Origin of the sequence: Pseudonocardia sp. EV170527-09, from assembly GCF_008369905.1 — a bacterium.
Classification (GTDB): domain Bacteria; phylum Actinomycetota; class Actinomycetes; order Mycobacteriales; family Pseudonocardiaceae; genus Pseudonocardia.
Genome location: NZ_VRMC01000009.1, coordinates 1 through 20,940 on the forward strand (window position 1 = coordinate 1; position 20,940 = coordinate 20,940).

At 74.3% G+C, this 20,940-nt stretch carries 21 protein-coding genes; 11 read left to right on the top strand and 10 right to left on the bottom strand.

Going from position 1 to position 20,940, the window contains the following annotated elements:
• The coding region (locus FVA95_RS04050) for an integrase core domain-containing protein (RefSeq protein ID WP_149663001.1) at nucleotides 1-170 on the top strand (170 nt) is incomplete at its 5' end.
• Here the strand turns inward: FVA95_RS04050 and FVA95_RS04055 are convergent.
• Nucleotides 167-595 carry a hypothetical protein gene (locus tag FVA95_RS04055; RefSeq protein ID WP_149663002.1) on the bottom strand — a complete coding sequence of 143 codons (429 nt, stop codon included), beginning with the start codon at nucleotides 593-595 and terminating at the stop codon, nucleotides 167-169. The genes FVA95_RS04050 and FVA95_RS04055 overlap by 4 nt on opposite strands.
• 83 nt (nucleotides 596-678) lie before the next feature.
• Here FVA95_RS04055 and FVA95_RS04060 point away from each other — a divergent pair, with 83 nt between their 5' ends.
• Together FVA95_RS04060 and FVA95_RS04065 are read left to right on the top strand one after the other, a co-directional pair.
• Complete coding sequence (locus FVA95_RS04060; protein WP_149663003.1) at nucleotides 679-1,629, top strand: diacylglycerol kinase family protein; 951 nt, start codon at nucleotides 679-681, stop codon at nucleotides 1,627-1,629.
• 475 nt (nucleotides 1,630-2,104) lie between these two features.
• Nucleotides 2,105-2,356, top strand: coding sequence for a WhiB family transcriptional regulator (locus FVA95_RS04065; RefSeq protein WP_043277332.1), 252 nt, complete (start codon nucleotides 2,105-2,107; stop codon nucleotides 2,354-2,356).
• A gap of 384 nt (nucleotides 2,357-2,740) precedes the next feature.
• On the opposite strand, the gene FVA95_RS04070 is transcribed toward FVA95_RS04065, so the two are convergent.
• Nucleotides 2,741-4,255: a sensor histidine kinase gene (locus FVA95_RS04070; RefSeq protein WP_149663004.1), complete on the bottom strand. Its 1,515-nt coding sequence runs from the start codon at nucleotides 4,253-4,255 to the stop codon at nucleotides 2,741-2,743.
• Nucleotides 4,256-4,347: 92 nt separating this feature from the next.
• Between FVA95_RS04070 and FVA95_RS34315 the strand changes: the two genes are divergently transcribed.
• Entirely contained in the window at nucleotides 4,348-4,422 is a 75-nt protein-coding gene (locus tag FVA95_RS34315) for a 50S ribosomal protein bL37 (protein ID WP_369804880.1), read from the top strand.
• A 122-nt stretch (nucleotides 4,423-4,544) separates the two neighbouring features.
• Here FVA95_RS34315 and rsrA read toward each other — a convergent pair whose 3' ends face one another.
• Both rsrA and FVA95_RS04080 read right to left on the bottom strand, forming a co-directional pair.
• The gene (gene rsrA / locus FVA95_RS04075) at nucleotides 4,545-4,883 is read right to left on the bottom strand and encodes a mycothiol system anti-sigma-R factor (RefSeq protein ID WP_149663063.1); all 339 of its coding nucleotides are present in this window, start codon (nucleotides 4,881-4,883) and stop codon (nucleotides 4,545-4,547) included.
• A gap of 41 nt (nucleotides 4,884-4,924) precedes the next feature.
• Entirely contained in the window at nucleotides 4,925-5,569 is a 645-nt protein-coding gene (locus FVA95_RS04080) for a sigma-70 family RNA polymerase sigma factor (RefSeq protein WP_240051259.1), read from the bottom strand.
• Nucleotides 5,570-5,886: 317 nt separating this feature from the next.
• Here FVA95_RS04080 and ybaK point away from each other — a divergent pair, with 317 nt between their 5' ends.
• The 3 genes from ybaK to FVA95_RS04095 all read left to right on the top strand — a co-directional run bounded on the left by ybaK (nucleotide 5,887) and on the right by FVA95_RS04095 (nucleotide 9,518).
• Nucleotides 5,887-6,363: a Cys-tRNA(Pro) deacylase gene (ybaK, locus tag FVA95_RS04085; protein WP_149663006.1), complete on the top strand. Its 477-nt coding sequence runs from the start codon at nucleotides 5,887-5,889 to the stop codon at nucleotides 6,361-6,363.
• 111 nt (nucleotides 6,364-6,474) lie between these two features.
• Entirely contained in the window at nucleotides 6,475-7,296 is an 822-nt protein-coding gene (locus FVA95_RS04090) for an SAM-dependent methyltransferase (RefSeq protein ID WP_149663007.1), read from the top strand.
• Between the two features lie 20 nt (nucleotides 7,297-7,316).
• Nucleotides 7,317-9,518 carry a bifunctional diguanylate cyclase/phosphodiesterase gene (locus tag FVA95_RS04095; RefSeq protein WP_149663008.1) on the top strand — a complete coding sequence of 734 codons (2,202 nt, stop codon included), beginning with the start codon at nucleotides 7,317-7,319 and terminating at the stop codon, nucleotides 9,516-9,518.
• On the opposite strand, the gene FVA95_RS04100 is transcribed toward FVA95_RS04095, so the two are convergent.
• From FVA95_RS04100 to FVA95_RS04110, 3 genes are read right to left on the bottom strand one after another with little or no spacing between them, the layout of a single operon-like run.
• The gene (locus FVA95_RS04100; RefSeq protein ID WP_205015753.1) at nucleotides 9,515-10,462 is read right to left on the bottom strand and encodes an ABC transporter substrate-binding protein; all 948 of its coding nucleotides are present in this window, start codon (nucleotides 10,460-10,462) and stop codon (nucleotides 9,515-9,517) included. The two genes, FVA95_RS04095 and FVA95_RS04100, sit on opposite strands and share 4 nt — an antisense overlap.
• Nucleotides 10,463-10,503: 41 nt before the next feature.
• The gene (locus FVA95_RS04105; protein ID WP_193564293.1) at nucleotides 10,504-11,106 is read right to left on the bottom strand and encodes an alpha/beta family hydrolase; all 603 of its coding nucleotides are present in this window, start codon (nucleotides 11,104-11,106) and stop codon (nucleotides 10,504-10,506) included.
• Nucleotides 11,103-11,921, bottom strand: coding sequence for an SOS response-associated peptidase (locus tag FVA95_RS04110; protein WP_149663009.1), 819 nt, complete (start codon nucleotides 11,919-11,921; stop codon nucleotides 11,103-11,105). The genes FVA95_RS04105 and FVA95_RS04110 overlap by 4 nt, the downstream gene beginning before the upstream one ends.
• A 35-nt stretch (nucleotides 11,922-11,956) precedes the next feature.
• Here FVA95_RS04110 and aroA point away from each other — a divergent pair, with 35 nt between their 5' ends.
• From aroA to FVA95_RS04130, 4 genes are all read left to right on the top strand, one after another.
• Nucleotides 11,957-13,249, top strand: coding sequence for a 3-phosphoshikimate 1-carboxyvinyltransferase (aroA, locus tag FVA95_RS04115; protein ID WP_149663010.1), 1,293 nt, complete (start codon nucleotides 11,957-11,959; stop codon nucleotides 13,247-13,249).
• A gap of 1 nt (nucleotide 13,250) precedes the next feature.
• Nucleotides 13,251-14,270, top strand: a complete 1,020-nt coding sequence (rsgA, locus tag FVA95_RS04120; RefSeq protein ID WP_149663011.1) for a ribosome small subunit-dependent GTPase A — start codon at nucleotides 13,251-13,253, stop codon at nucleotides 14,268-14,270.
• A 74-nt stretch (nucleotides 14,271-14,344) separates the two neighbouring features.
• Nucleotides 14,345-15,142, top strand: coding sequence for a hypothetical protein (locus tag FVA95_RS04125; RefSeq protein ID WP_149663012.1), 798 nt, complete (start codon nucleotides 14,345-14,347; stop codon nucleotides 15,140-15,142).
• 105 nt (nucleotides 15,143-15,247) lie between these two features.
• The gene (locus FVA95_RS04130) at nucleotides 15,248-16,054 is read left to right on the top strand and encodes a crotonase/enoyl-CoA hydratase family protein (protein ID WP_149663013.1); all 807 of its coding nucleotides are present in this window, start codon (nucleotides 15,248-15,250) and stop codon (nucleotides 16,052-16,054) included.
• A gap of 7 nt (nucleotides 16,055-16,061) precedes the next feature.
• Here FVA95_RS04130 and FVA95_RS04135 read toward each other — a convergent pair whose 3' ends face one another.
• From FVA95_RS04135 to rhaI, 3 genes are read right to left on the bottom strand one after another with little or no spacing between them, the layout of a single operon-like run.
• Nucleotides 16,062-17,540, bottom strand: coding sequence for a rhamnulokinase family protein (locus FVA95_RS04135; protein ID WP_149663014.1), 1,479 nt, complete (start codon nucleotides 17,538-17,540; stop codon nucleotides 16,062-16,064).
• Nucleotides 17,537-19,576: a bifunctional aldolase/short-chain dehydrogenase gene (locus tag FVA95_RS04140; RefSeq protein ID WP_149663015.1), complete on the bottom strand. Its 2,040-nt coding sequence runs from the start codon at nucleotides 19,574-19,576 to the stop codon at nucleotides 17,537-17,539. Before FVA95_RS04140 ends, FVA95_RS04135 begins: the two co-directional genes overlap by 4 nt.
• A 35-nt stretch (nucleotides 19,577-19,611) precedes the next feature.
• The gene (gene rhaI / locus FVA95_RS04145; RefSeq protein WP_149663016.1) at nucleotides 19,612-20,775 is read right to left on the bottom strand and encodes an L-rhamnose isomerase; all 1,164 of its coding nucleotides are present in this window, start codon (nucleotides 20,773-20,775) and stop codon (nucleotides 19,612-19,614) included.
• Nucleotides 20,776-20,940 lie beyond the last annotated feature (165 nt).

Consider the following 20,940-nt stretch of genomic DNA (forward strand, 5'->3'; position numbering starts at 1 on the left):
GGACCCTGGCCGACGGCTGGGCCTACGCCCGACTCTATGAGTCGACCCGCCAACGCAACGACGCCCTACCCGGCTGGCTGCACTTCTACAATCACCACCGCGCTCACTCCGCCATCGGCGGCCAGCCACCAGTCACCAGGCTGACCAACCTCCCTGGACATCACAGCTAGTCCTCGGGGTACTCGTCGCCCATCGACCAGCGGCGGGACTGCTCGCTGATCAGCATCAGGAACGTGAACAGCACGAACAGGCCGCAGACGATGCCCCACACCAGCTGCCGGCTGGGGCCCAGCGCGTAGTAGATGGCCGGGAACAGCAGGAGCTGCACGACGATCGCCGGGGTGCGGCAGCCGTGCACCCCGCGGACCAGCCCGTAGCCGACACCGGCCACCGCGGCCGCCATGAGCACGAAGATCCCGGCCTCGGCGAGCCCGTAGTAGAGGCGGGCGCCACCGGCCTCCAGGGCGCGCACGCCGAGCACGACCGCGAGGACGGCGCCGACGAGCCCCTCGGCCGCGACGAGCACCCCCGCCACCCGCACGTTCTCCGGCGGTCGCTCCCGCGTCGCGGGGCGGGCGTCACGGTCATCGGCCACCTCGCGAGGATAGGCCGCCCGCCGCGACGGCCACCGCCGGGCGGCCGACGGACCGCCCGGTGCGCGGTCGATACAGTCGGCCCGTGCGCGCGCTGCTCGTGGTCAACCCTCAGGCCACGTCCACCACCGCCGCCGGCCGGGACGTACTGACCAAGGCCCTGGCCAGCGAGCTGAAGCTCGACGTCCTGCAGACCCGCTACCGGGGCCACGCGGCGGAGGCGACCGCGGCGGCCGTGGCGGACGGCGTCGAGCTCGTCGTGGCGCTCGGGGGCGACGGCACGGTCAACGAGGTCGTCAACGGGCTCCTGGCCGCGCAGACCGGCTCGGGCAGCGGCGCCCCGCGGCCGGACCCGGACGCCACGGCGATGCTCGCTGTGGTCCCCGGCGGCTCGGCGAACGTGTTCGCCCGCGCCCTGGACATGCCGCGCGACCCGGTCGAGGCGACCGGGCACGTGCTCACCGCGCTGGCCCGGCGGCGACGACGGCTGGTCGGCCTCGGCTGGGCCGACGACCGCTGGTTCACCTTCAACGCCGGCATGGGCTGGGACGCCGAGGTCGTGGCCGCGGTGGAGCGCGCCCGCGCGCAGGGCCACGAGGCCAGCCCCGGCCGCTACGCGCTGACCGCGATCGCCCAGTACCTCGCGCAGCTGCGCCGGCCGCCGTCGATGACGGTGGAGCTGCCCGACGCGGCGCCGCTGACCGGGGTGCGGCTGGCGTTCGTCTCCAACACCGACCCGTGGACCTTCCTGTCCGGCCGCGCGGTGCGGACCAACCCCCGCTCGTCGTTCGGCAGCGGGCTGGGGCTGTTCGCCCTCACCGGGCTGAGTCCGCGGACGATCGCCTCGACCCTGCGCCAGATCCTGGCCGCCGACGGCGACCCGCACGGGCGGCACATCGTCCGGCACGACGCGGTCGGCCGGGTGCGGATCACCTCGGAACAGCCCCTCGCGCTCCAGCTCGACGGCGACCACCTCGGAATGCGCACCGACGTGGAATTCCTGAGCGTGCCCGGAGCGTTACGCGTCGTCGTGTGAGACGGACGGTTCGTCGCTCATCGTGCGGGCGCTCTCACACGCTGGAGTGAGCTACCCCGCCATTCACCGATGTGAGCGGACCGTCGGTCCCGTTGGGGCTTACACCAGGCCAAACCCGTGATCCAAGGTGGTCCTACGCAAGCGAGGCCACGAGCAGCGCCGCTCGTGGAGGTTCCGTCCCACCGGGCCGGGCCCCTCACTCAGAGGGTGTCCGGGTCGACACCGTTTTCGGGTGGCCGATTCCGCGTGGGACGGGGACACTGGATCGTGGAACCGGCCCAGGGCGGCTCGAAGTCCCGGGCACTGGTCTGTCTACGTGCGTTCCCTATGAGGGCGCTCACGTATCCCGCGAGCAGTTCCCCATTGAGGACCGTGGTGGCTCGTGAAAGTATTCACAAGCTGCGAAACATGCACGTAACATCAGCGCACAGACGATCGGCGCGACCCCGATCGCGCACCAGAGGAGAAAGTGATCATGGACTGGCGTCACGACGCGATCTGCCGCGACGAGGACCCGGAGCTGTTCTTCCCGGTCGGCACCAGCGGCCCTGCCCTGATGCAGATCGCGGAGGCCAAGAGCGTGTGCCGGCGTTGCCCGGTCACCGAGTCGTGCCTGCAGTGGGCCCTCGAGTCCGGCCAGGACGCGGGTGTCTGGGGCGGCATGAGCGAGGACGAGCGGCGCGCCCTGAAGCGGCGCAGCACCCGTCCGCGCGCCCGCACCGCGTAGGCAGCCGCCTCCGGGCACTCGCCCGGACCACGGCAGGAACAGCTGTCCCGGGAACAGTCGCTTCGCGCGCCTCGGGCAGCAGCTCCGAGAAGTAGAAGAAGTAGCTCCCCGACCTCGGGCCCGTAGCCGGACGCCACCGGCCACGGGCCCGAGGTGCGTTTGGGGTGATCTGCCACCCCGGCGTGAAGGTCGACCACGGTACCGGCGCGACCACGGCACCGGGATCAACGGTCACGGGACGAGCGTATCCGGTGCCCTCCGGGCCCTCTCCCACGCCCCGGGTCACCGGGAGTGACCGGGATCGGTCGCCCGCCGCACCGCAGCGACCGCCCGGGGACGACGGGCGGCGGAACCGTTGCCCCGCCGCCCTCCCGCCCCGTGCCCTCAGGAGCCGCCGAGCGGTACCCGGACCACGGCCACCGTGCCGCCGCCCTCCCGGGCCCGCACCTCGATCGTCGCCTCCAGCTCGGAGGTCAGCAGGGTCCGCACGATCTGCAGCCCCAGCCCCTTGGACTTCTCGAAGTCGAAGTCGGCCGGCATCCCGTGGCCGTCGTCGGCCACCGACACCTCCAGCCGGCTCGCCGAGCGCACCGGACTGACGACCACCTCCCCCGCCGTACCGGGGTCGTAGGCGTGCGCCAGCGCGTTGTGCGTCAGCTCGGCCAGGACCAGCACCAGCGGGGTCGCCTTCGCCGCGGGCAGCGCCCCGAAACCGGGGTCGACGCGTACCCGGGCACGGGACTCGGTCGTCGCGCCGTCGCGGATGGCGGGCAACACCTTCGGCAGCAGCTCGTCGAGCTCGACGACCTCGGCGACGGAGTAGGCCAGCGCCTCGTGCACGTGCGCGATGGAGGTGACCCGGCGGACCGACTCCTCCAGCGCGCGACCGGCCTCCGGGTTCTCGCTGCGCCGGGCCTGCATCCGCAGCAGCGCCGCGACCGTCTGCAGGTTGTTCTTCACCCGGTGGTGGATCTCGCGGATGGTGGCGTCCTTGCTCATCAACGCCGCGTCCCGGCGGCGCAGGTCGGTCACGTCCCGGACCAGCACCAGCGCGCCCGCCGCGTCGCCGCGGGGGCGCAGCGGCAGTGCGCGCACGAGCATCGTCGCCCGACGGCCCTTGATCTCCATCCGGGTGGACGGGGCACCGTCGAGTGCCTCGTTGATCCGGCCCGCGACGTCCTTCGCATCGAACGGGTCCAGCACCAGCGCCTTGGTGACCGTCGCGAGGTCGGCCCCGGCGACGTCGCTGGCGTGGCCCATGCGGTGGTACGCCGACAGCGCGTTCGGGCTGGCGTAGGCCACGTTGCCGTGCACGTCGAGGCGGACCAGGCCGTCCCCCGCACGCGGGCTGCCCTCGGCCGAGCCGGGCGGACCCGACTGCGGCGGGAACGTCCCGTCCACGATCATCTGGCACAGGTCCGAGGCGCTGCCGAGGTAGGCGATCTCCAGCGGGCTCGGGACGCGCGGGGTGGACAGGTTCGTGTCGCGGGACAGCACCGCCACCGTGCGGCCCTTGAACCGCACCGGGATGGTCTCCCGCCGCACCGGCACCTCCAGGTGCCAGCGCGGGTCGTCGTCGCGACAGATCCGGCCCTCCAGCACCGCCCGGCGCAGCTGGCCGACCTCCACCGGCACCGCCCGGCGTCCGACGACGTCGTCCGGGTGGGCGGTCGGCGCGGTGGTGGGCCGGGCCTGGGCGACGCACAGGAACTGCGCGGTCGCCGCCCGGGAGGCACCGTCGGTCCCCGCGTGGAGGTCGTCCAGCGGCACCCACAGCAGGAAGTCGGCGAAGGACATGTCGGCCAACAACTGCCACTCACCGACCACGCGCTGGAGGTGATCGGCGGTCTCGCCGTCCATCGTCGTGTGCTCGGCGAGCAGCTCGCTCAGCGTGGTCACGATCGCCCATCCCATCACATGCGAGAATCGCCCGTACCAAGCTCCCGCGGCACCGCCGCGGAACCGTGACCCGGACGGGAAGGAGGGTCGAGATGTCCAAGCGTGCACGCAAGCGCCGTGACCGCGCCAAGAAGGGCGCCAACCACGGCAAGAAGCCGAACTGCTGAGCTCGGCGACACCGACGCGAGAGGGCGGGCACCCCGGTGGGAGTGCCCGCCCTCTCGCGTGCGTGTGGCGGGTCTGCCGCCGGAGCGGCAGTGCCGGTCGGCCGCCGGACCGGCGGTGCCGGTCAGCCGCTGCGGTACTCGGTGCGCTGGTGCGACACGGAGACGCTGGTGCCCTCCGGGCCGCTCTCCACGGTCACCTGGGCCTGCTCGAGCACCGCGGAACGGATCTGGGACCGCAGCCGGTCCTTGAGCCCGGCCGGGGCCGCCTCACCGCCGCACTTGCGGGCCAGCAGCGCCTTCAGCTTCTCGTCGATGCCGTACTCGGCCAGGCACGGCCCGCACTCGTCCAGGTGCCGCTGGAGCAGGCGTCGCCGCTCCTGGTCGCACTCGTGGTCGAGGAACAGCCACACCTCCGCCAGCACCTCGCTGCACCCGGTGTTCGCAGGCGGGTCCTGGATCATGGGGTTGCGCTCGAGCGGTGCGCCCGAGCCCTCGGCGGCGCTCACGATGCCGTCACCTCCCGGCCCCCGGTCGCGCCGGCGCCCCCGTCGCGGACGAAGCCGCGCTCACGGGCGACGTCGGTCAGCATGTCGCGCAGCTGGCGCCGGCCGCGGTGCAGCCGCGACATCACGGTGCCGATCGGGGTGCCCATGATCTCGGCGATCTCCTTGTAGGCGAACCCCTCGACGTCGGCGAGGTAGACCGCCATGCGGAAGTCCTCCGGCAGCCCCTGCAGGGCCTCCTTGACGTCGCTGTCGGGCAGCGCGTCGAGCGCCTCCACCTCGGCCGAGCGCAGACCGGTCGAGCTGTGCTCACCGGCCTGGGCCAGCTGGTAGTCGGTGATCTCGTCGGTCGGCGACTGCAGGGGCTGACGCTGCCGCTTCCGGTACCCGTTGATGTAGGTGTTGGTCAGGATCCGGTACAGCCACGCCTTGAGGTTGGTGCCGCGGCGGAACGACCCGAACGCCGAGTACGCCTTCAGGAACGTCTCCTGCACCAGGTCCTCGGCGTCGGCCGGGTTCCGGGTCATGCGCAGCGCCGCACCGTAGAGCTGGTCGAGCAGCGGCATCGCGTCGCGCTCGAAGCGGGCCGTGCGGTCGGAGACGCTCTCGTCCTCGGGCGCGCGGTTGCCGTCCTCGTCGGCCACACCGACCATGGCGGCGAGCTCCGCGGGATCGGTCCCTGCCGCACCCGTCTCCGGCTGGTCCGGCTCATCCGGCTGTACTGACAAAGGTTCCCTCTCCAGTGACACGAGTCGCGCGCCGGTGCGGGTCACCGGCACGACGGACGCGTCGGAGGGTACGCGCCCCGGCCGCTCGCGGCCGTCCGGCGGCGCGGCCCCGGGCCTCTCCATCACTGATGTCGTCACCCCCGGAACAACGGTGCGGCGCCGGACGGCATTCCCGTAGGTTCTCCGTCACCCCCGGGTCGGGACCCCGGGACGAGGACGGGAGGACACCGACGATGGCGGGCAGGGGCACCCCGGCGACGGCACTGCTGAGCAAGCGCGGGGTGGCGCACGAGCTGCACACCTACACCCACCACGACGGCGCGGGCTACGGCGAGGAGGCCGCCGCCGTCATGGGGCAGGACCCGCGACGGGTGTTCAAGACCCTCGTCGCGCTCGTCGACGGGACCATGACCGTCGGGATCGTGCCGGTGTCGGCCCAGCTGGACCTCAAGGCGCTGGCCGCCGCCGCGGGCGGGAAGAGGGCCGTCATGGCCGAGGTCGCCGACGCCGAGCGGACCACCGGCTACGTCGCGGGCGGCATCTCCCCGCTGGGCCAGCGCCGACGGTTGCCGACGGTCCTCGACGTCTCCGCGCAGGAGCATCCGACGGTGTTCTGCTCCGGGGGCCGGCGCGGCCTGGAGATCGAGCTCGCCCCGGCGGACCTGGTGGCACTCACCGGCGCCGTCGTCGCACCGATCGCGACCGGCTGACCGCAGGGGGTCACACGGACGGGTCCGATCCGGGCTCCGCGCCAGTAGGGTCGGTCACCGACGGCCCCGGACCGCCGTCGGCACCGTCGAGACGAGCAGCGGGGAGCACGCGTGGACCGACCGGAATGGGCGCCCGACGAGGTGGACATGACCAGCCCGAGCGTCGCCCGGGTCTACGACTACTACCTGGGCGGGTCGCACAACTTCGAGGTCGACCGTGCCTTCGCCGACCGGGTGCTCGACGCGCTGCCCGAGATGGCGGCCGTCGCGCAGGCCAACCGGGCGTTCCTGCGCCGGGCCGTGCACCACCTGTGCGCGCAGGGGATCCGCCAGTTCCTCGACCTCGGCTCGGGCATCCCGACCGTCGGCAACGTGCACGAGGTCGCGGCGACCGCCTGCGACGACGCCCGGGTGCTCTACGTCGACAACGACCCGATCGCCGTCGCGCACAGCCGTGCGCTGCTCGACGACGACCCGTCGACGGCCGTCCTCGCCGCCGACCTGACCGACGCGCGACGGGTCCTCGACGACCCCCTGACCCGCAGCCACCTCGACCTGACGCAGCCGGTGGCGGTGCTGCTCGTCTCGGTGCTGCACTTCGTCCCGGACGAGGCCGACCCGGCCGGGATCATCGCCGCCTACGCCGCCGCGACCGCCCCCGGCAGCCACGTGGTCGTCAGCCACGCGAGTGACGAGGGGGGCCTCTCCGGTGCGAGCCAGGCCCAGAACCTCTACAACAGGGACACGTCCCCGAACCGGATGCGGATGCGCGACACCGAGGAGCTCACGGCGCTGTTGGCCGGCCTGGAGCTGGTGGAACCCGGAGTCGTGCGGATCCCGCTCTGGCGTCCGGAGACCCCGGTGGGCCCCGAGGCGCAGCGCTACCCCGGCCTGGCCGCCGTCGCCCGTCACACCGGGCCGCCCGGCGACTGACAGTGGGAGGGAGAGCCGTCATGGCGAAACCCGTCCCCGTCCTGCCCGACGACGGGGGCCCGGGGCCGTCGGCGCTGGCCGACGCCTGGGTCGCCGCGATCGAGGCCCGCAGCTTCGTCTCCGCCGCCCGCGCCGACCTGCACGCGGTGCTGTCCGGTGCGGCCTGGTGGTTCACCGCCGTCGTCGAGGGGCGGGCCGAGGAGATCATGGCCGAGGAGGTCGGCGCCGAGCTGGTCGCCTCGCACCTCACCGACCCGGCCGCCCTGCGCTGCTCGATCGACGTGCTGTCCGAGCACTTCGCCGAGCACACCCTCGACCCGGAGCGGTTCCGCCGCTGGAGCAGGGCGGTCGGGGCGCTGTCGACCGGGTACGCCCGGATGCTGCGCGACCGCACCCGGCTGGAGCAGGAGCGGATCAGCTCGGCCGCGTTCGCCGCACGCGCCGCCGCCGAGGACGCCCGCTGGCGCTCCGAGGCGCGCTACGGCGTGGTGTTCGAGAGCTCCGTGATCGGCATCAGCGTCGCCGACACCGAGGGCCGGATCCTGGAGGCCAACCGCACGCTGACCCAGATGCTCGGCCACCGGCCCGGCGGGCTCGTGGGCCGCTCGGTGTTCGAGTTCATCCATCCCGAGGACACCCCCGAGATGTGGCCGCAGATCGAGTCCATGCTCGCCGGACGGATCGGGCACGTCCGGATGGAGAAGGCCTACTTCCGGGTCGACGGCGACCAGGTGTGGACCGAGCTGACCGTCTCGCTGGTCCGCTCCCCCGACGGCGAGCCCCGCTACCTCGTCGCGATGGTCTCCGACGTAACCGAGCGCCGCCGCCTGCAGTCACGGCTGCGTCACCAGGCCGAGCACGACCCGCTCACCGGGCTGCCGAACCGCTCGCTGTTCTTCACCCGGCTCGAGACCGCGCTCGCCGGGCCGTACGGCTCCCCCGCCCCGGTCGGGGTCTGCTACCTCGACCTCGACGGCTTCAAGGCCGTCAACGACACCCTCGGCCACGACGCGGGCGACCAGCTCCTGCGCACCGTCGCGCACCGCCTCGACGCCGAGCTCCGCCCGGCAGGGCACACCGTGGCCCGGATGGGCGGCGACGAGTTCGTGGTGCTCGTGGAGCAGTGCACCGGCGTCGAGCAGCTGGCCGAGGTCGCCGACCGGGCGCTGGCGGTCGTCCGGCGGCCGGTGCACGTGCGCGGCCGGGAGGTGGTGGTGTCGGCCAGCATCGGGATCGTCGCCCGCCCGTTCCGCGACGCCGCGGGCGCCGCCACCGGCGAGGACGTCACCGGTGCCGCGGGCGCCGCCGAGCTCATGCAGGCCGCGGACACCACCATGTACTGGGCCAAGCGCGACGGCCGGGACCGCATCGCGGTCTTCGATCCGGCCCGGCACGCGAACGACGTGCACCTGTTCGAGCTGGCCGGCCGGATGCCGGGTGCGCTGGAGCGCGGCGAGTTCCACCTGGAGTACCAGCCGCTGGTCGCGCTCGACGACGGCGCCGTCGTCGGGGTGGAGGCGCTGGCCCGCTGGCGCACCGCCGACGGCGAGCGGCTCGGCCCGGACGTGTTCATCCCGCTGGCCGAGCAGACCGGCCTGATCGTCCCGCTGGGGCTGCACCTGCTGGAGCGGGCCTGCACCGACGCCCGGTCCTGGGTGGACTCGGGCGCCGCCGCGGGGCTGGTGCTCAGCGTGAACGTGGCGGGCCAGCAGCTGCGCAGGCCCGACGCCGTCCTCCGCATCGCCGACGTGCTGGAGCGGACCGGGTGGCCCGCCTCGTCGCTGCAGCTGGAGCTGACCGAGAGCGACCTCATGTCCGCCGCCGGGCGCCCGGTGCAGGCGTTGGAGGAGCTGTCCCGGCTCGGGGTGCGCATCGCCATCGACGACTTCGGCACCGGCTACTCGAACCTGGTCTACCTGCACCGGCTGCCGGTGGACGTGCTCAAGCTGGCCGGGTCGTTCGTCACCGGCCGGGGTGGCGCCTGCCCCGGCGAGGAGGGCCCGGAGGACCCGGGCCCCGGCGACGTCGACAGCCCGGTCATCCTCTCGGCGATGATCGAGCTGGCGCACACCCTCGGGCTGACCGTCGTCGCGGAGTCGGTCGAGACCGGCTGGCAGGCCCGCAGGCTGCACGACCTGGGATGCGACATCGGCCAGGGCTGGCACCTGGGGTCGCCACGCCCCGCGGCCGAGCTCGCCGCGCTGCTGGCCGGGGCCCGCTAGGACGGCGGTCCCGAGGCCAGACGCTGCCGCACGTCGTCGACGATCCGGTCGGCGCCGAGCACGCCGATCCCCACCATCCAGGTCTCGTCCTCGACCTCGTGCACCCGGCCGGCGCGGACGGCGGCGGCGGTGCCCCACAGCCTGCTCACCGCACCCCGGGCACCGGCCGACGGGTCACCGGCCCGGTCGGTGAAGAACACGACGTCGCCGTCGATCTCCGAGGCCATCTCCGGTCCGACCTGCAGCATCGAGTACTCGTTCCAGGCACGGTCGCCCAGGTCGAAGCCCATCGCGGTCAACACGGACCCGGAGAAGCTCCTCGGCCCGTAGAGCCGGAACGACTCCGGCTGGAACCGCACGATCGACGCCGTCCGACCGGGGGCGCCGACCTCCCTGCCCACCTGCTCGGCGCGCAGCCGCCACCTGTCGAGCAGCTCCTCCATCTCGCCGGTGCGCTGCACCGCGGCAGCGGTGACCCGGGCCTGTTCGGTCCAGTCGGTGCCGCTGCCGACCGAGAACACGGTCGGGGCGATCCGCGCGAGCTGCGCGTGGAGCGGGGTGTGCCGCGTGGCCGAGCCGATGATCAGGTCGGGCCGCAGCGACGCGACCGCCTCGAGGTCGGGATCGTTGATCGCTCCGGTCGGCCGGGTGCTCGTCAGGCGGTCGGCCAGGTACGGCGGGAACCCGGCCCCGACCGACGACTCACTCGCCCCGACCGGGACGATCCCGAGCGCGACCAGCGCGTCCAGGTGCGGGGAGTCCAGGACCACGACGCGCGACGGCCGCGACGGCAGCCGCGTCTCGCCCATCGCGTGGGTGACCGTGTAGCCGCCAGCCCCGGACGGGGCCGACTCGGGCGCCGCGGCGCACCCGGCCACCACGAGCAGCAGCGCGGACAGGACCGCGGCGGCCGCCGACGCTCTCAAGGATCGGATCTTCGACACGGAGGGAACATACCGGGCACATAAGGGTAGGCATACCTCTCCTACCGGTCGAGCTGCTCCGCCGCCCATCCGGCGACGACCTCGTGCAGCCGGTCGTGCTGCTTGCGCAGACCGTGGTCGCCGTCGAGCAGCACCACCCGCCGGTCGGGACCGTCGGCCGGGACGCCGAACCGGTCGCTGCGGCCCTGCACCACGAGCACCGGCACCCCGGCCCCGTCGAGCTCCGGGGCCCGGGTCCGCTCCGGGCGGCCGGGCGGGTGCAGCGGGAAGGCCAGGCACAGCACCGCAGCGGCACCGGCCGTCGTCGCCGTGCGGCAGGCGACGCGCGCACCGGAGCTGCGACCGCCGACGACCAGCGGCCCGTCGTGGCCGGGCCGCACCGCCGCGACGACGGCGAGCCACGCCTCGTCGAGGTGTCCGGCCGGGGCGGGGGCCCGCCGGCCCGCGACCCGGTAGGGCTGCTCGACCAGGCCGACGTCGAACCCGGCGGCGGTGGCCGCCGCGGTCGCGGTGACCAGGTCGGGGGCGTCGACACCGCCGCCGGCGCCGTGCCCGAGCAGCAGCAGGCCGCGCGGTTCCTCCGCCCGGTGCAGGGTGACCCGGGCCGGTCCGCGCGGGGTGTCGACCTCGCGCGCCCCGGTCACGACAGCAGGTCGAGCTGGATCGGCTCGGTCACCTGGTCGTCGGGGATCCGGTCGAGCAGCTCGGGACCGTTGTTGCGGACGTTGTTGACCTGCGGCGACACCGGCCGGATCTCGAGGGTGGACACCAGCTCGGGGGTCGGCGGGACGAGCAGCCGGGTGACCCGGTCGTCGCCGGTGTCGCGGTCCGGGTCGAGCCAGTCCGACCAGTCGTCGGGGCGCAGCACGAGCGGCATCCGGTCGTGGACCTGGGCGAGCGGGCCGACCGCCTCGGTGGTGAGCACGCAGGCGGTGACCAGGCCGTCCGGGTACTTCTCGGCGAGCTCGCCGCCGCTGGGACGCCAGTACTCCCACAGGCCGGCCATCGCCATCGTGGCGTCGTCGGCGTAGTGGGTGAAGTACGGCTGCTTGGTCGGCTTGCCGGTCCCGCCCTGGTTCTTCGGAACGGCGTCGTGGCGCTGCCACTCGTACCAGCCGTCCATCGGGAACAGACAGCGCCGCGACGCGGCCGCACGGCGGAACGCGGGCTTCTCGGTGATCGTCTCCGACCGGGCGTTCACCATCCGCGCACCCGCCGACGGGTCCTTCGCCCAGAACGGCACCAGGCCCCAGCGGACGGTCCGCAGCGACCGCTCGGTGGTGTCCCGGTCGGGTTCGCCGCTCTCGTCGCGGGGGTGGCGTTCGACCACCACGGTGATGTCCTTGGTCGGCGCCACGTTGTAGTCCGGACGCTGCGAGGACTCCTGCGTCGCGTCGACGGCGTGGAACTCGTCGGCCAGGTCCGCGGGGGCCTTGGTGGAGGCGTAACGGCCGCACATGCGCCCCATGCTCCCATGTGGGGAAGGATGGGGGCGTGAGCTACTGGACCGCCCCCACGCCCGGGTCGCCGGTGACCGGCACCGTCACCGTCCCCGGGTCGAAGTCGGTGACCAACCGTGCGCTGCTGCTCGCCGGTCTGTCCGGCGGCGGCGTCCGGGTCGACGGTGCGCCGCCCACCCGCGACACCGCGCTGATGACCGGCGCGCTCACCGCGCTGGGCGTCCCGGTCGTCACCGAGCGCGACACGGTGCGGATCGGCGCCCACGGCGGGCTGCGCGGTGGCACGGCGGCGTTCCCGGCGGAGGTCGACTGCGGGCTGGCCGGGACGGTCATGCGGTTCGTCCCGCCGGCCGCGGCGACGGCGTCGGGCGCGGTCCGCTTCGACGGCGACCCGCGGGCGAGGGAGCGGCCGATGGGCACCGTGCTGGGCGCCCTGCGCGACCTCGGCGCCACCGTGTCCTTCGACGGCGCCGCCGACGCGCTGCCGTTCGTCCTGGACGGGGGCCCGGTCCGGGGTGGCGAGGTCACGATCGACGCGTCGGCGTCGTCGCAGTTCGTGTCCGGGCTGCTGCTGTCCGGCGCGCTGTTCGAGCGCGGGGTGACCGTCCGCCACGACGGGAAGCCGCTGCCGTCGCTGCCGCACATCGCGATGACGGTGGAGATGCTCCGCACCGCCGGGGTGGTCGTCGACGACGGTGAGCCGAACAGCTGGCGGGTCGAGCCCGGCCCGGTCGCGGCGCGGGACTGGACGGTCGAGCCGGACCTGTCGAACGCCTCGGTGTTCCTCGCCGCGGCCGTCGTGACCGGCGGGCGGGTCACCGTGCGCGGCTGGCCCGCCGAGACCACCCAGCCCGGCGTCGACGTGCTGCCGGTGCTGGAGCAGTTCGGCGCGACCGTGTCGCACACCGCCGAGGGGCTGACCGTGACCGGCCCGGACCGGCTCAGCGGCGTCGACGTCGACCTGCACGACGCGGGCGAGCTCGCACCCACCGTCGCGGCGATCGCCGCGCTCGCCTCGGGCACCTCGCGGCTGCGCGGGATCGGGCACCTGCGCGGGCACGAGACCGACCGGCTCGCCGCGCTGGCCACCGAGATCACCGCGCTCGGCGGCGCCGTCACCGAGACCGACGACGGGCTGGTCATCGAACCGAAGCCGCTGACCGGGCGCGCCGACCGCCCCTGGGGCGCCTACGCCGACCACCGGATGGCGACCGCGGGCGCGATCATCGGTCTGGTCGTGCCGGGCGTCGAGATCGACGACGTCGCCAGCACCGACAAGACCATCCCGGACTTCCCCGGCCGGTGGGCGGCGCTGGTCGGGAACTGACGTGCCCCGCGATATCAGCAGGCTCGACGAGTCCGACGTCCGCGTCCGCCCCGGACGGCGCGGCAGCCGTCCGCGCAGCAAGCGCCGCCCCGCGCACGCCGACGCGACCCGCGCGATGGTCACCGCCGTCGACCGGGGCCGCTGGACCTGCGCAGTCGACGCCGACCCGAGCCTCCCCCAGGTCGTCGCCATGCGGGCCCGCGAGCTGGGCCGGACACCGGTCGTCGTCGGGGACCGGGTGGACCTCGTCGGGGACCTGTCCGGCGAGCCGGACACCCTCGCGCGGATCGTGCGGGTCGCCGAGCGTGAGACCGTGCTGCGCCGCACCGCCGACGACACCGACCCCTACGAGCGGATCGTCGTCGCGAACGCGCAGCGGCTGATCGTGGTCACCGCCGTCGCCGACCCGGTGCCGCGCAGCGGGTTCGTCGACCGCTGCCTGGTCGCGGCGTTCGCCGGCGGGCTGCAGCCGGTGCTGTGCCTGACCAAGTCCGACCTCGCCGACCCGGAGCCGTTCGCCGCGCAGTACCGGGAGCTCGGCGTGCCGGTGCTGGTGACCGGACGTTCGGAGTCCGGGCCGCCGAGCGGGCTGGACGCGCTGCGCGCGGAGCTGTCCGGGCGGCTGTGCGCGCTCGTCGGGCACTCCGGGGTCGGCAAGTCCACGCTGGTCAACGCGATCGTCCCGGCTGCGACCCAGGCCATCGGTCGGGTGTCGGGCGTCGGCAAGGGGCGGCACACGACCACCGCGGCCCTGGCGTTCCCGCACGCCGACGGCTGGGTCGTCGACACCCCGGGGGTCCGGTCGTTCGGGCTCGCGCACGTCAGCGCGGACGACGTCGTCGCCGCGTTCGGCGACCTCGCCGACGCGATCGAGGACTGCCCGCGCGGCTGCGGGCACCTCGGGCCGCCCGCCGACCCGGAGTGTGCACTGGACGACCTGGTCGCCTCCGGTGCACTCGAAGGAGGCAGACTCGACGCGTTGCGCCGCGTGCTGGTGGCGCTGGCGAGCGACAGGTTCTGACGGTCCTGTCGGTCCTGACAGTTCCGACGATCACGACGACGGCCGGGGAGCGGGTAGTGCCGGGACGGCGCGCGATGACGCTGCTGCTGTGCGGGGCGGTGCTGGTACCCGGGCTGTCCGGGTGCTCGTGGCCCGGCTCGTCGGGCGCCACCCCACCGCCCGCGGTCGCGCCGGCGGCGCTGCCGAAGTACTATGACCCGGCCCCGCTGGTCGCCGACGTCCGGGCCCGCACCCGGCTCGACGGCGGCTCGACGCTGTCGGTGGCGGGCACCCTGACCCACGACGGCACGACCGTACCGGTGACCGGCGACGGCGCCCTGCGGGTCGACGAGGCCGGAGAGGCCCCCGCGGTGCGGCTGCTGCTGCGCTCGGGGCCATCGGGCACGGTTGCACGGAGCACCGAGATCATCCGGATCGGCGGCCGCACCTGGCTGCGTCCCGGCGACGGCGGCTGGGGCGAGGCCGGGCGGGTCCGGCTGCCGCCGGAGCAGATGGCGCACGCGACGCTCGCCGCGAACGTCGCCGCCGGGGTCGACCCGCTGGGGGCGGTGGCCCGCTACCCGGACACGGTGCTCGTCGCCGACGCCACCGACGACGCCGTCGACGGCACCCCGGCCGTGCACTACACGCTGGTCGTCGACCTGGTACGGGCCGTGGCGACCGAGACCGACCCGGCGCGCCGGGCGGCGCTGCAGGCCCAGCAGCGGGCCGGGCTGACCCGGCTGAGCTCGGAGATCTGGGTCGACGCCGAACGCAGGCCGCTGCGCAGCCGGGTCCGCCAGCAGCTCCCCGACGGCGCGGCCCTCGACGTCCTCGTCCGCTACGACGGCTGGGGCGCCCCGATCACCATCGAGCCGCCCGTCCGCGGCTGAGGGCCCCGGCGGCGGAACGCGGGGACGCGGGCCCCCGGCCCTCCGGGCGCCGTTGCGACGCGACGAAGGCCGTGGCGGCCTCCGATCCGGGTTACGGTGCGGTGCATGAGCGAGCGGGTCCGGACCACCGTGGCCGACGGCGTCGCCGAGGTGCGGTTCACCCGGCCGGAGCGCCGCAACGCCCTCGACGTCGCCCAGTTCACCGCGATCGTGCACGCCGCGGATGCGCTGCGCGACCGCGCGGACGTCCGCGTCGTGGTGCTGTCGGCGCAGGGTCCGGACTTCTGCGCGGGCCTGGACCGCGACATGTTCCGCGCGATGCGCGCCGGCGAACGGCTCTCGGCCACCGCCGAGCTGCCCCCGCCGCGCGACGGCTCCCCGGCCCGCGCGACCGGGCAGCGCGCCGCGTACGCCTGGACCGAGCTGGACGTGCCGGTGATCGCCGCCGTGCAGGGGCACGCGCTGGGCGGCGGACTACAGATCGCGCTCGGCGCGGACCTGCGGATCGTCGCCCCCACCGCGACGCTGTCGGTGCTGGAGATCGTCTGGGGCCTGGTGCCCGACATGGGCGGCACGCTGCTGCTGCCGCAGCTGGTCGGGCGCGACGTCGCCCGCGACCTGACCTTCACCGGGCGCACGGTGTCCGGCAGCGAGGCCGTCGCGCTGGGGCTCGCGACCCGCACCGCCGAGGACCCGCGGGCCGCCGCGCTGGCGACCGCGCGGGAGATCGCCGCCCGCAACCCGCACGCGGTCCGCGCGGCGAAGCGGCTGCTCGCGACGCCCCGTCCGCCCGCCGAGCAGCTCGCCGCCGAGCAGGCCGAGATCGGGGCACTGATCGCGAGCCCGAACCAGCGCGAGGCCGTCGCCGCGCGGCTGGAGGGGCGGGACCCGGTGTTCGACGACCCCTCCTGAGGAGGGGTCAGCCTCGGTCGAGACGCTCCCGCGCGCGCTCGGCGGCCCGTGCCCGCACCGGGTCGGGCCGGTGGATCCGGACCGGCAGGGTGTCACGGACCAGCGCCCGCAGCGCGCCGAGGTCGCCGCCGATGAGCCCGGCGGTGCGGGCCTGCACGAGCGCGTTGCCGAGCGCGGCGGCCTCCACCGGCCCGGCGACGACCGGGCGGTCGCAGGCGTCGGCGGCGAGGTCGCACAGCAGCGTGTTGCGCGCACCCCCGCCGACCAGGTGCACGACCGGGGCGGACCGCCCGGACAGCTCCACGGCCCGGTCCACCGCGGACCGGTAGGCCAGCGCGAGACTGTCGAGGACGCACCGCACCACCGCGGCCCGGTCGGCGGGCACCGGCTCCCCGCGGTCGCGGCACGCCTCGGCGATCCGGGCGGGCATGTCGCCGGGCTCGAGGAACCGCGGGTCCCCGGCGTCGACGACGGAGCCGAACGCGGGCCTGCGGCCCGCCTCCGCCAGCAGCGCGTCCAGGTCGGGCGCGGCGCCGCCGTCGGCGTCGGTCCAGGTGCGCAGCGACTCTTGCAGCAGCCACAGCCCCATCACGTTGCGCAGGAAGCGCACGGTGGAGTCGACGCCCAGCTCGTTGGTGAACCCGGCCGTGCGGGCGTCCTCGGTGAGCACCGGCTTCTCCAGCTCCACCCCGACCAGCGACCAGGTGCCGCAGGAGACGTAGGCGAAGTCGTCGCCGGCCGCGGGGACCCCGAGCACCGCCGACGCCGTGTCGTGCGACCCCACCGCGGTGAGCGGGACCGGGCCGGACAGCCCGGTCGTGGCCAGCACCTCCGGCAGCAGCTCTCCGATCCGGTCACCGGGCTCCACCAGCGGCACGAGCAGCCCCGGGTCCAGCCCGAGCCGCACCGCCAGGTCGGTGGACCACCGGCGGGTCCGCGCGTCGAGCAGGCCGGTGGTGGAGGCGTTGGTGACCTCCGCCCCGACCGCGCCGGTCAGCCAGTACCCCAGCAGGTCGGGCACGAGCAGCATCCGCTGCGCGGCGGCCAGGGCGGCGCCGCCCTGGCGGGCGGCGAGCTGGAACACCGTGTTGAACGGCAGGTGCTGCAGCCCGTTGACCGCGTACAGCTCCTCCGGGCCCACGACGGCGTGCACCGCGTCCACCCCGGCCCGGTGCGACGGGTCGCGGTAGTGCGCCGGGTTGCCGAGCAGCGCGCCGTCGTCGTCGAGCAGGCCGACGTCGACGGCCCAGCCGTCGACGCCGACGCCGTCGAGCCGCCCGGCGGCGCGGCCCGCGGCCCGCAGGCCGTCGAGGACACCGCGGTACAGGTCGAGCACGTCCCAGTGCAGGGTGCCGCGCACCCGCACCGGCCGGTTCGCGAACCGGTGCGCCTCGGTGAGGTCGAGGGTCCCCGGTCCCACCCGGACGGTCATGACCCGTCCGCTGGAGGCCCCGAGGTCGACCGCGGCGACGGTGCCGGTCCTCATCGCAGGAACGCCGCCGCGACGCCCGAGTCCACCGGCACGTGCAGCCCGGTGGTGCGCGTGAGATCGCCGCCGGTCAGCGCGAACACCGCCGCGGCGACGTGCGACGGGAGCACCTCGCGCTTGAGGATCGTGCGCTGCGCGTAGAACTCGCCCAGCTCCGACTCCTCGACGCCGTAGACGGCCGCACGCTGCGCACCCCAGCCGCCGGCGAAGATCCCGGACCCGCGGACCACACCGTCGGGGTTGATGCCGTTCACCCGGATCCCGTACCCACCGAGCTCGGCGGCCAGCAGGCGGACCTGGTGGGCCTGGTCGGCCTTGGTGGCGCCGTAGGCGACGTTGTTCGGCCCGGCGAACACGGCGTTCTTCGAGGAGATGTAGACGATGTCGCCACCCATCCCCTGGTCGATCATGATCCGGGCGGCTTCGCGGGAGACCAGGAAGGAACCCTTGGCCATCACGTCGTGCTGGAGGTCCCAGTCGGCCTCCGTGGTCTCCAGCAGCGGCTTGGAGATCGACAGCCCGGCGTTGTTGACGACGAGGTCGACGCCGCCGAAGGCCAGCGCGGCCTCGGCGAACGCGGCGGCGACGCCGTCGGCCGAGGACACGTCGGCGGCCACCCCGATCGCGACGTCGGTGCCGCCGAGCTCCGCGGCGGCGTCGGTGGCCTTCTTCAGGTCGAGGTCCGCGACGACGACGCAGGCGCCCTCGGCGGCCAGCCGCGCGGCGACCGCCTTCCCGATCCCGGACGCCGCGCCGGTGACCAGCGCGACCCGGGTCGCCAGCGGCTTGGGCCGGGGCATCCGGGCGAGCTTGGCCTCCTCCAGGGCCCAGTACTCGATGCGGAACTTCTCGGACTCGTCGATCGGGGCGTAGCGGGAGACGGCCTCGGCGCCGCGCATCACGTTGATCGCGTTGACGTAGAACTCGCCGGCGACCCGCGCGGTCTGCTTGTTCGCGCCGAAGGAGAACATCCCGACGCCCGGGACCAGCACGATCGCCGGGTCGGCGCCGCGGATCGCGGGCGAGTCGGCGTCGGCGTGCCGGTCGTAGTAGGCGCGGTAGTCCTCGCGGTAGGCCGCGTGCAGCTCGCGCAGCCGGGCCGTGCACTCCTCGACCGTCGCCGACGGCGGCAGGTCGAGCACCAGCGGCGTCACCTTGGTGCGCAGGAAGTGGTCCGGACAGGAGGTGCCCAGCCCGGCCAGCCGCGCGAGCTTCTCCCGGGACAGGAAGTCCAGTACGACCTCGGAGTCGGTGAAGTGTCCGACCTGGGGCCGGTCGGTGGAGGCCAGCCCACGGACCACCGGGGCGAGCGCGGCGGCCCGGGCGCGCCGCTGCTCCGGCGGCAGCGGCTCGTGGCCGGGGCGAACGGCGCCGAACGGCTCCGCGACCCCACGGGAGTCCAGGTACTCCTGCGCGGTGCGGATGATCTCCCGCGAGTGCGCCTCGCAGGACGCGGCGTCCTCGCCCCAGGCGGTGATGCCGTGCCCGCCGAGGATCACCCCGATCGCCTGCGGGTTCGCCTCGGCGACGGCGGCGATGTCGAGCCCGAGCTGGAACCCGGGGCGGCGCCACGGCACCCACAGCACCCGGTCGCCGAAGATCTCCTTGGTCAGCGCCTCGCCGTCGGCGGCGCAGGCGATCGCGATGCCGGCGTCGGGGTGCAGGTGGTCGACGTGCGGTGCGGTGACCAGACCGTGCATCGCGGTGTCGATCGACGGCGCCGCACCGCCCCGCCCGTGCAGGCAGTAGTCGAACGCGGCGACCATCTCGTCCTCGCGCTCGACGCCCGGGTAGACCTCCACCAGCGAGCGCAGCCGGTCCAGGCGCAACGCCGCCAGGCCGGCCTCGGTGAGCGTGCCGAGGTCACCACCGGAGCCCTTGACCCAGACGAGCTCGACGTCGCCGCCGGTGACCGGGTCGGTGGCGGTGCCCTTGGCGGAGGTGTTGCCGCCGGCGTAGTTCGTGGTGGCCGGGTCGGCCCCGAGGCTGTTCGAGCGGGCGATCAGGTCGGCGACGACGGGGTGCGTGGTCATGGTCTCCTCGTTCGGGGTCGGGTCGGCGGCGGTCATCAGGCGCCCCAGGACGCCTGCTCGCCACCGACGCGGGTCGCGGCGAGGTGCTGGTCGTGACCGGAGGCGCGGTAGGCCGCGAACGGGTCGACGGGCAGGCCGCGGGCCTCGCGGAACCCGGCGAGCAGCGGGCGGACGTCGGCGGTGAACGCGTCGACGAGCACCTGGTGGGCGCCGAGGACGTCACCGGCGGCCTGCGCCTCGCGCAGCGCGGTGCGGTCGACGAGCAGCGCCCTCGCGGTGGCCTCCTGCACGTTGAGCACCGAGCGGATCTGGCCCTGGATCTTGGGCTCGATGTTGTGGCACTGGTCGAGCATGAAGTTCACGCCCTGGCCGCTCAGGGCGTCGTTGCCGACGATCTCGTTCATGATCCGGAACAGCTGGAACGGGTCCGCGGCGCCGACGATCAGGTCGTCGTCGGCGTAGTTGCGGGAGTTGAAGTCGAACGCACCCAGCCGCCCGGCGCGCAGCAGCTGCACGACGATGAACTCGATGTTGGTGTTCGGCGCGTGGTGACCGGTGTCGAGCACGACCTGGGCGCGGTCCCCCAGCGCCAGGCAGTGCAGCAGCGAGGTGCCCCAGTCCGGCACGTCGGTGGTGTAGAAGTACGGCTCGAAGAACTTGTACTCCAGCAGCAGCCGCATGTCCGGGTCGAGCAGCGCGTAGATCTCCGACAGCGACTCGGCGAGGCGGTCCTGGCGGGCGCGGATGTCGTCCTGGCCCGCGTAGTTGGTGCCGTCGGGCAGCCACAGCTTCAGGTCGGTCGACCCGGTGGCGCGCATGACCTCGACGCACTCGGCGTGGTGGGCGATCGCCTTCTTGCGGACCAGCGGGTCCGGGTGGGTCAGCGAGCCCAGGCGGTAGTCGTCGTCCTGGAAGAGGTTGGAGTTGACCGCGCCGATGCGCACACCGGAGTCGGCGGCGTGCGCGGACAGCGCGGCGTAGTCCTCGACCCGGTCCCACGGGATGTGCAGCGAGACCCGCGGGGCCAGCCCGGTGAAGCGGTGCACCGTCGCGGCGTCGGACACCTTCTCGAACGGGTTCCGCGCGGTGCCCGGCTGCCCGAACACCTTGAACCGGGTGCCCGAGTTCCCGAACGCCCAGCTCGGAAGCTCGATCGTCTGCGCGGACAACGCGGACAGGACCGTCTCGGACGGCGTCATCGGTGATCACCCCGGTGTGTTCGACACGAGACCACCTCATGGTGGCCGCGAATTGAAACGAATCAATGTCAGAGCGAGACCGTACGGTTGCAGCGAGGATCCGGTCAACCCGAGTCTCGCCTCGACCACGAAACGTCGTGCTCGTAGGCCCTTGCTTGCCGTCGG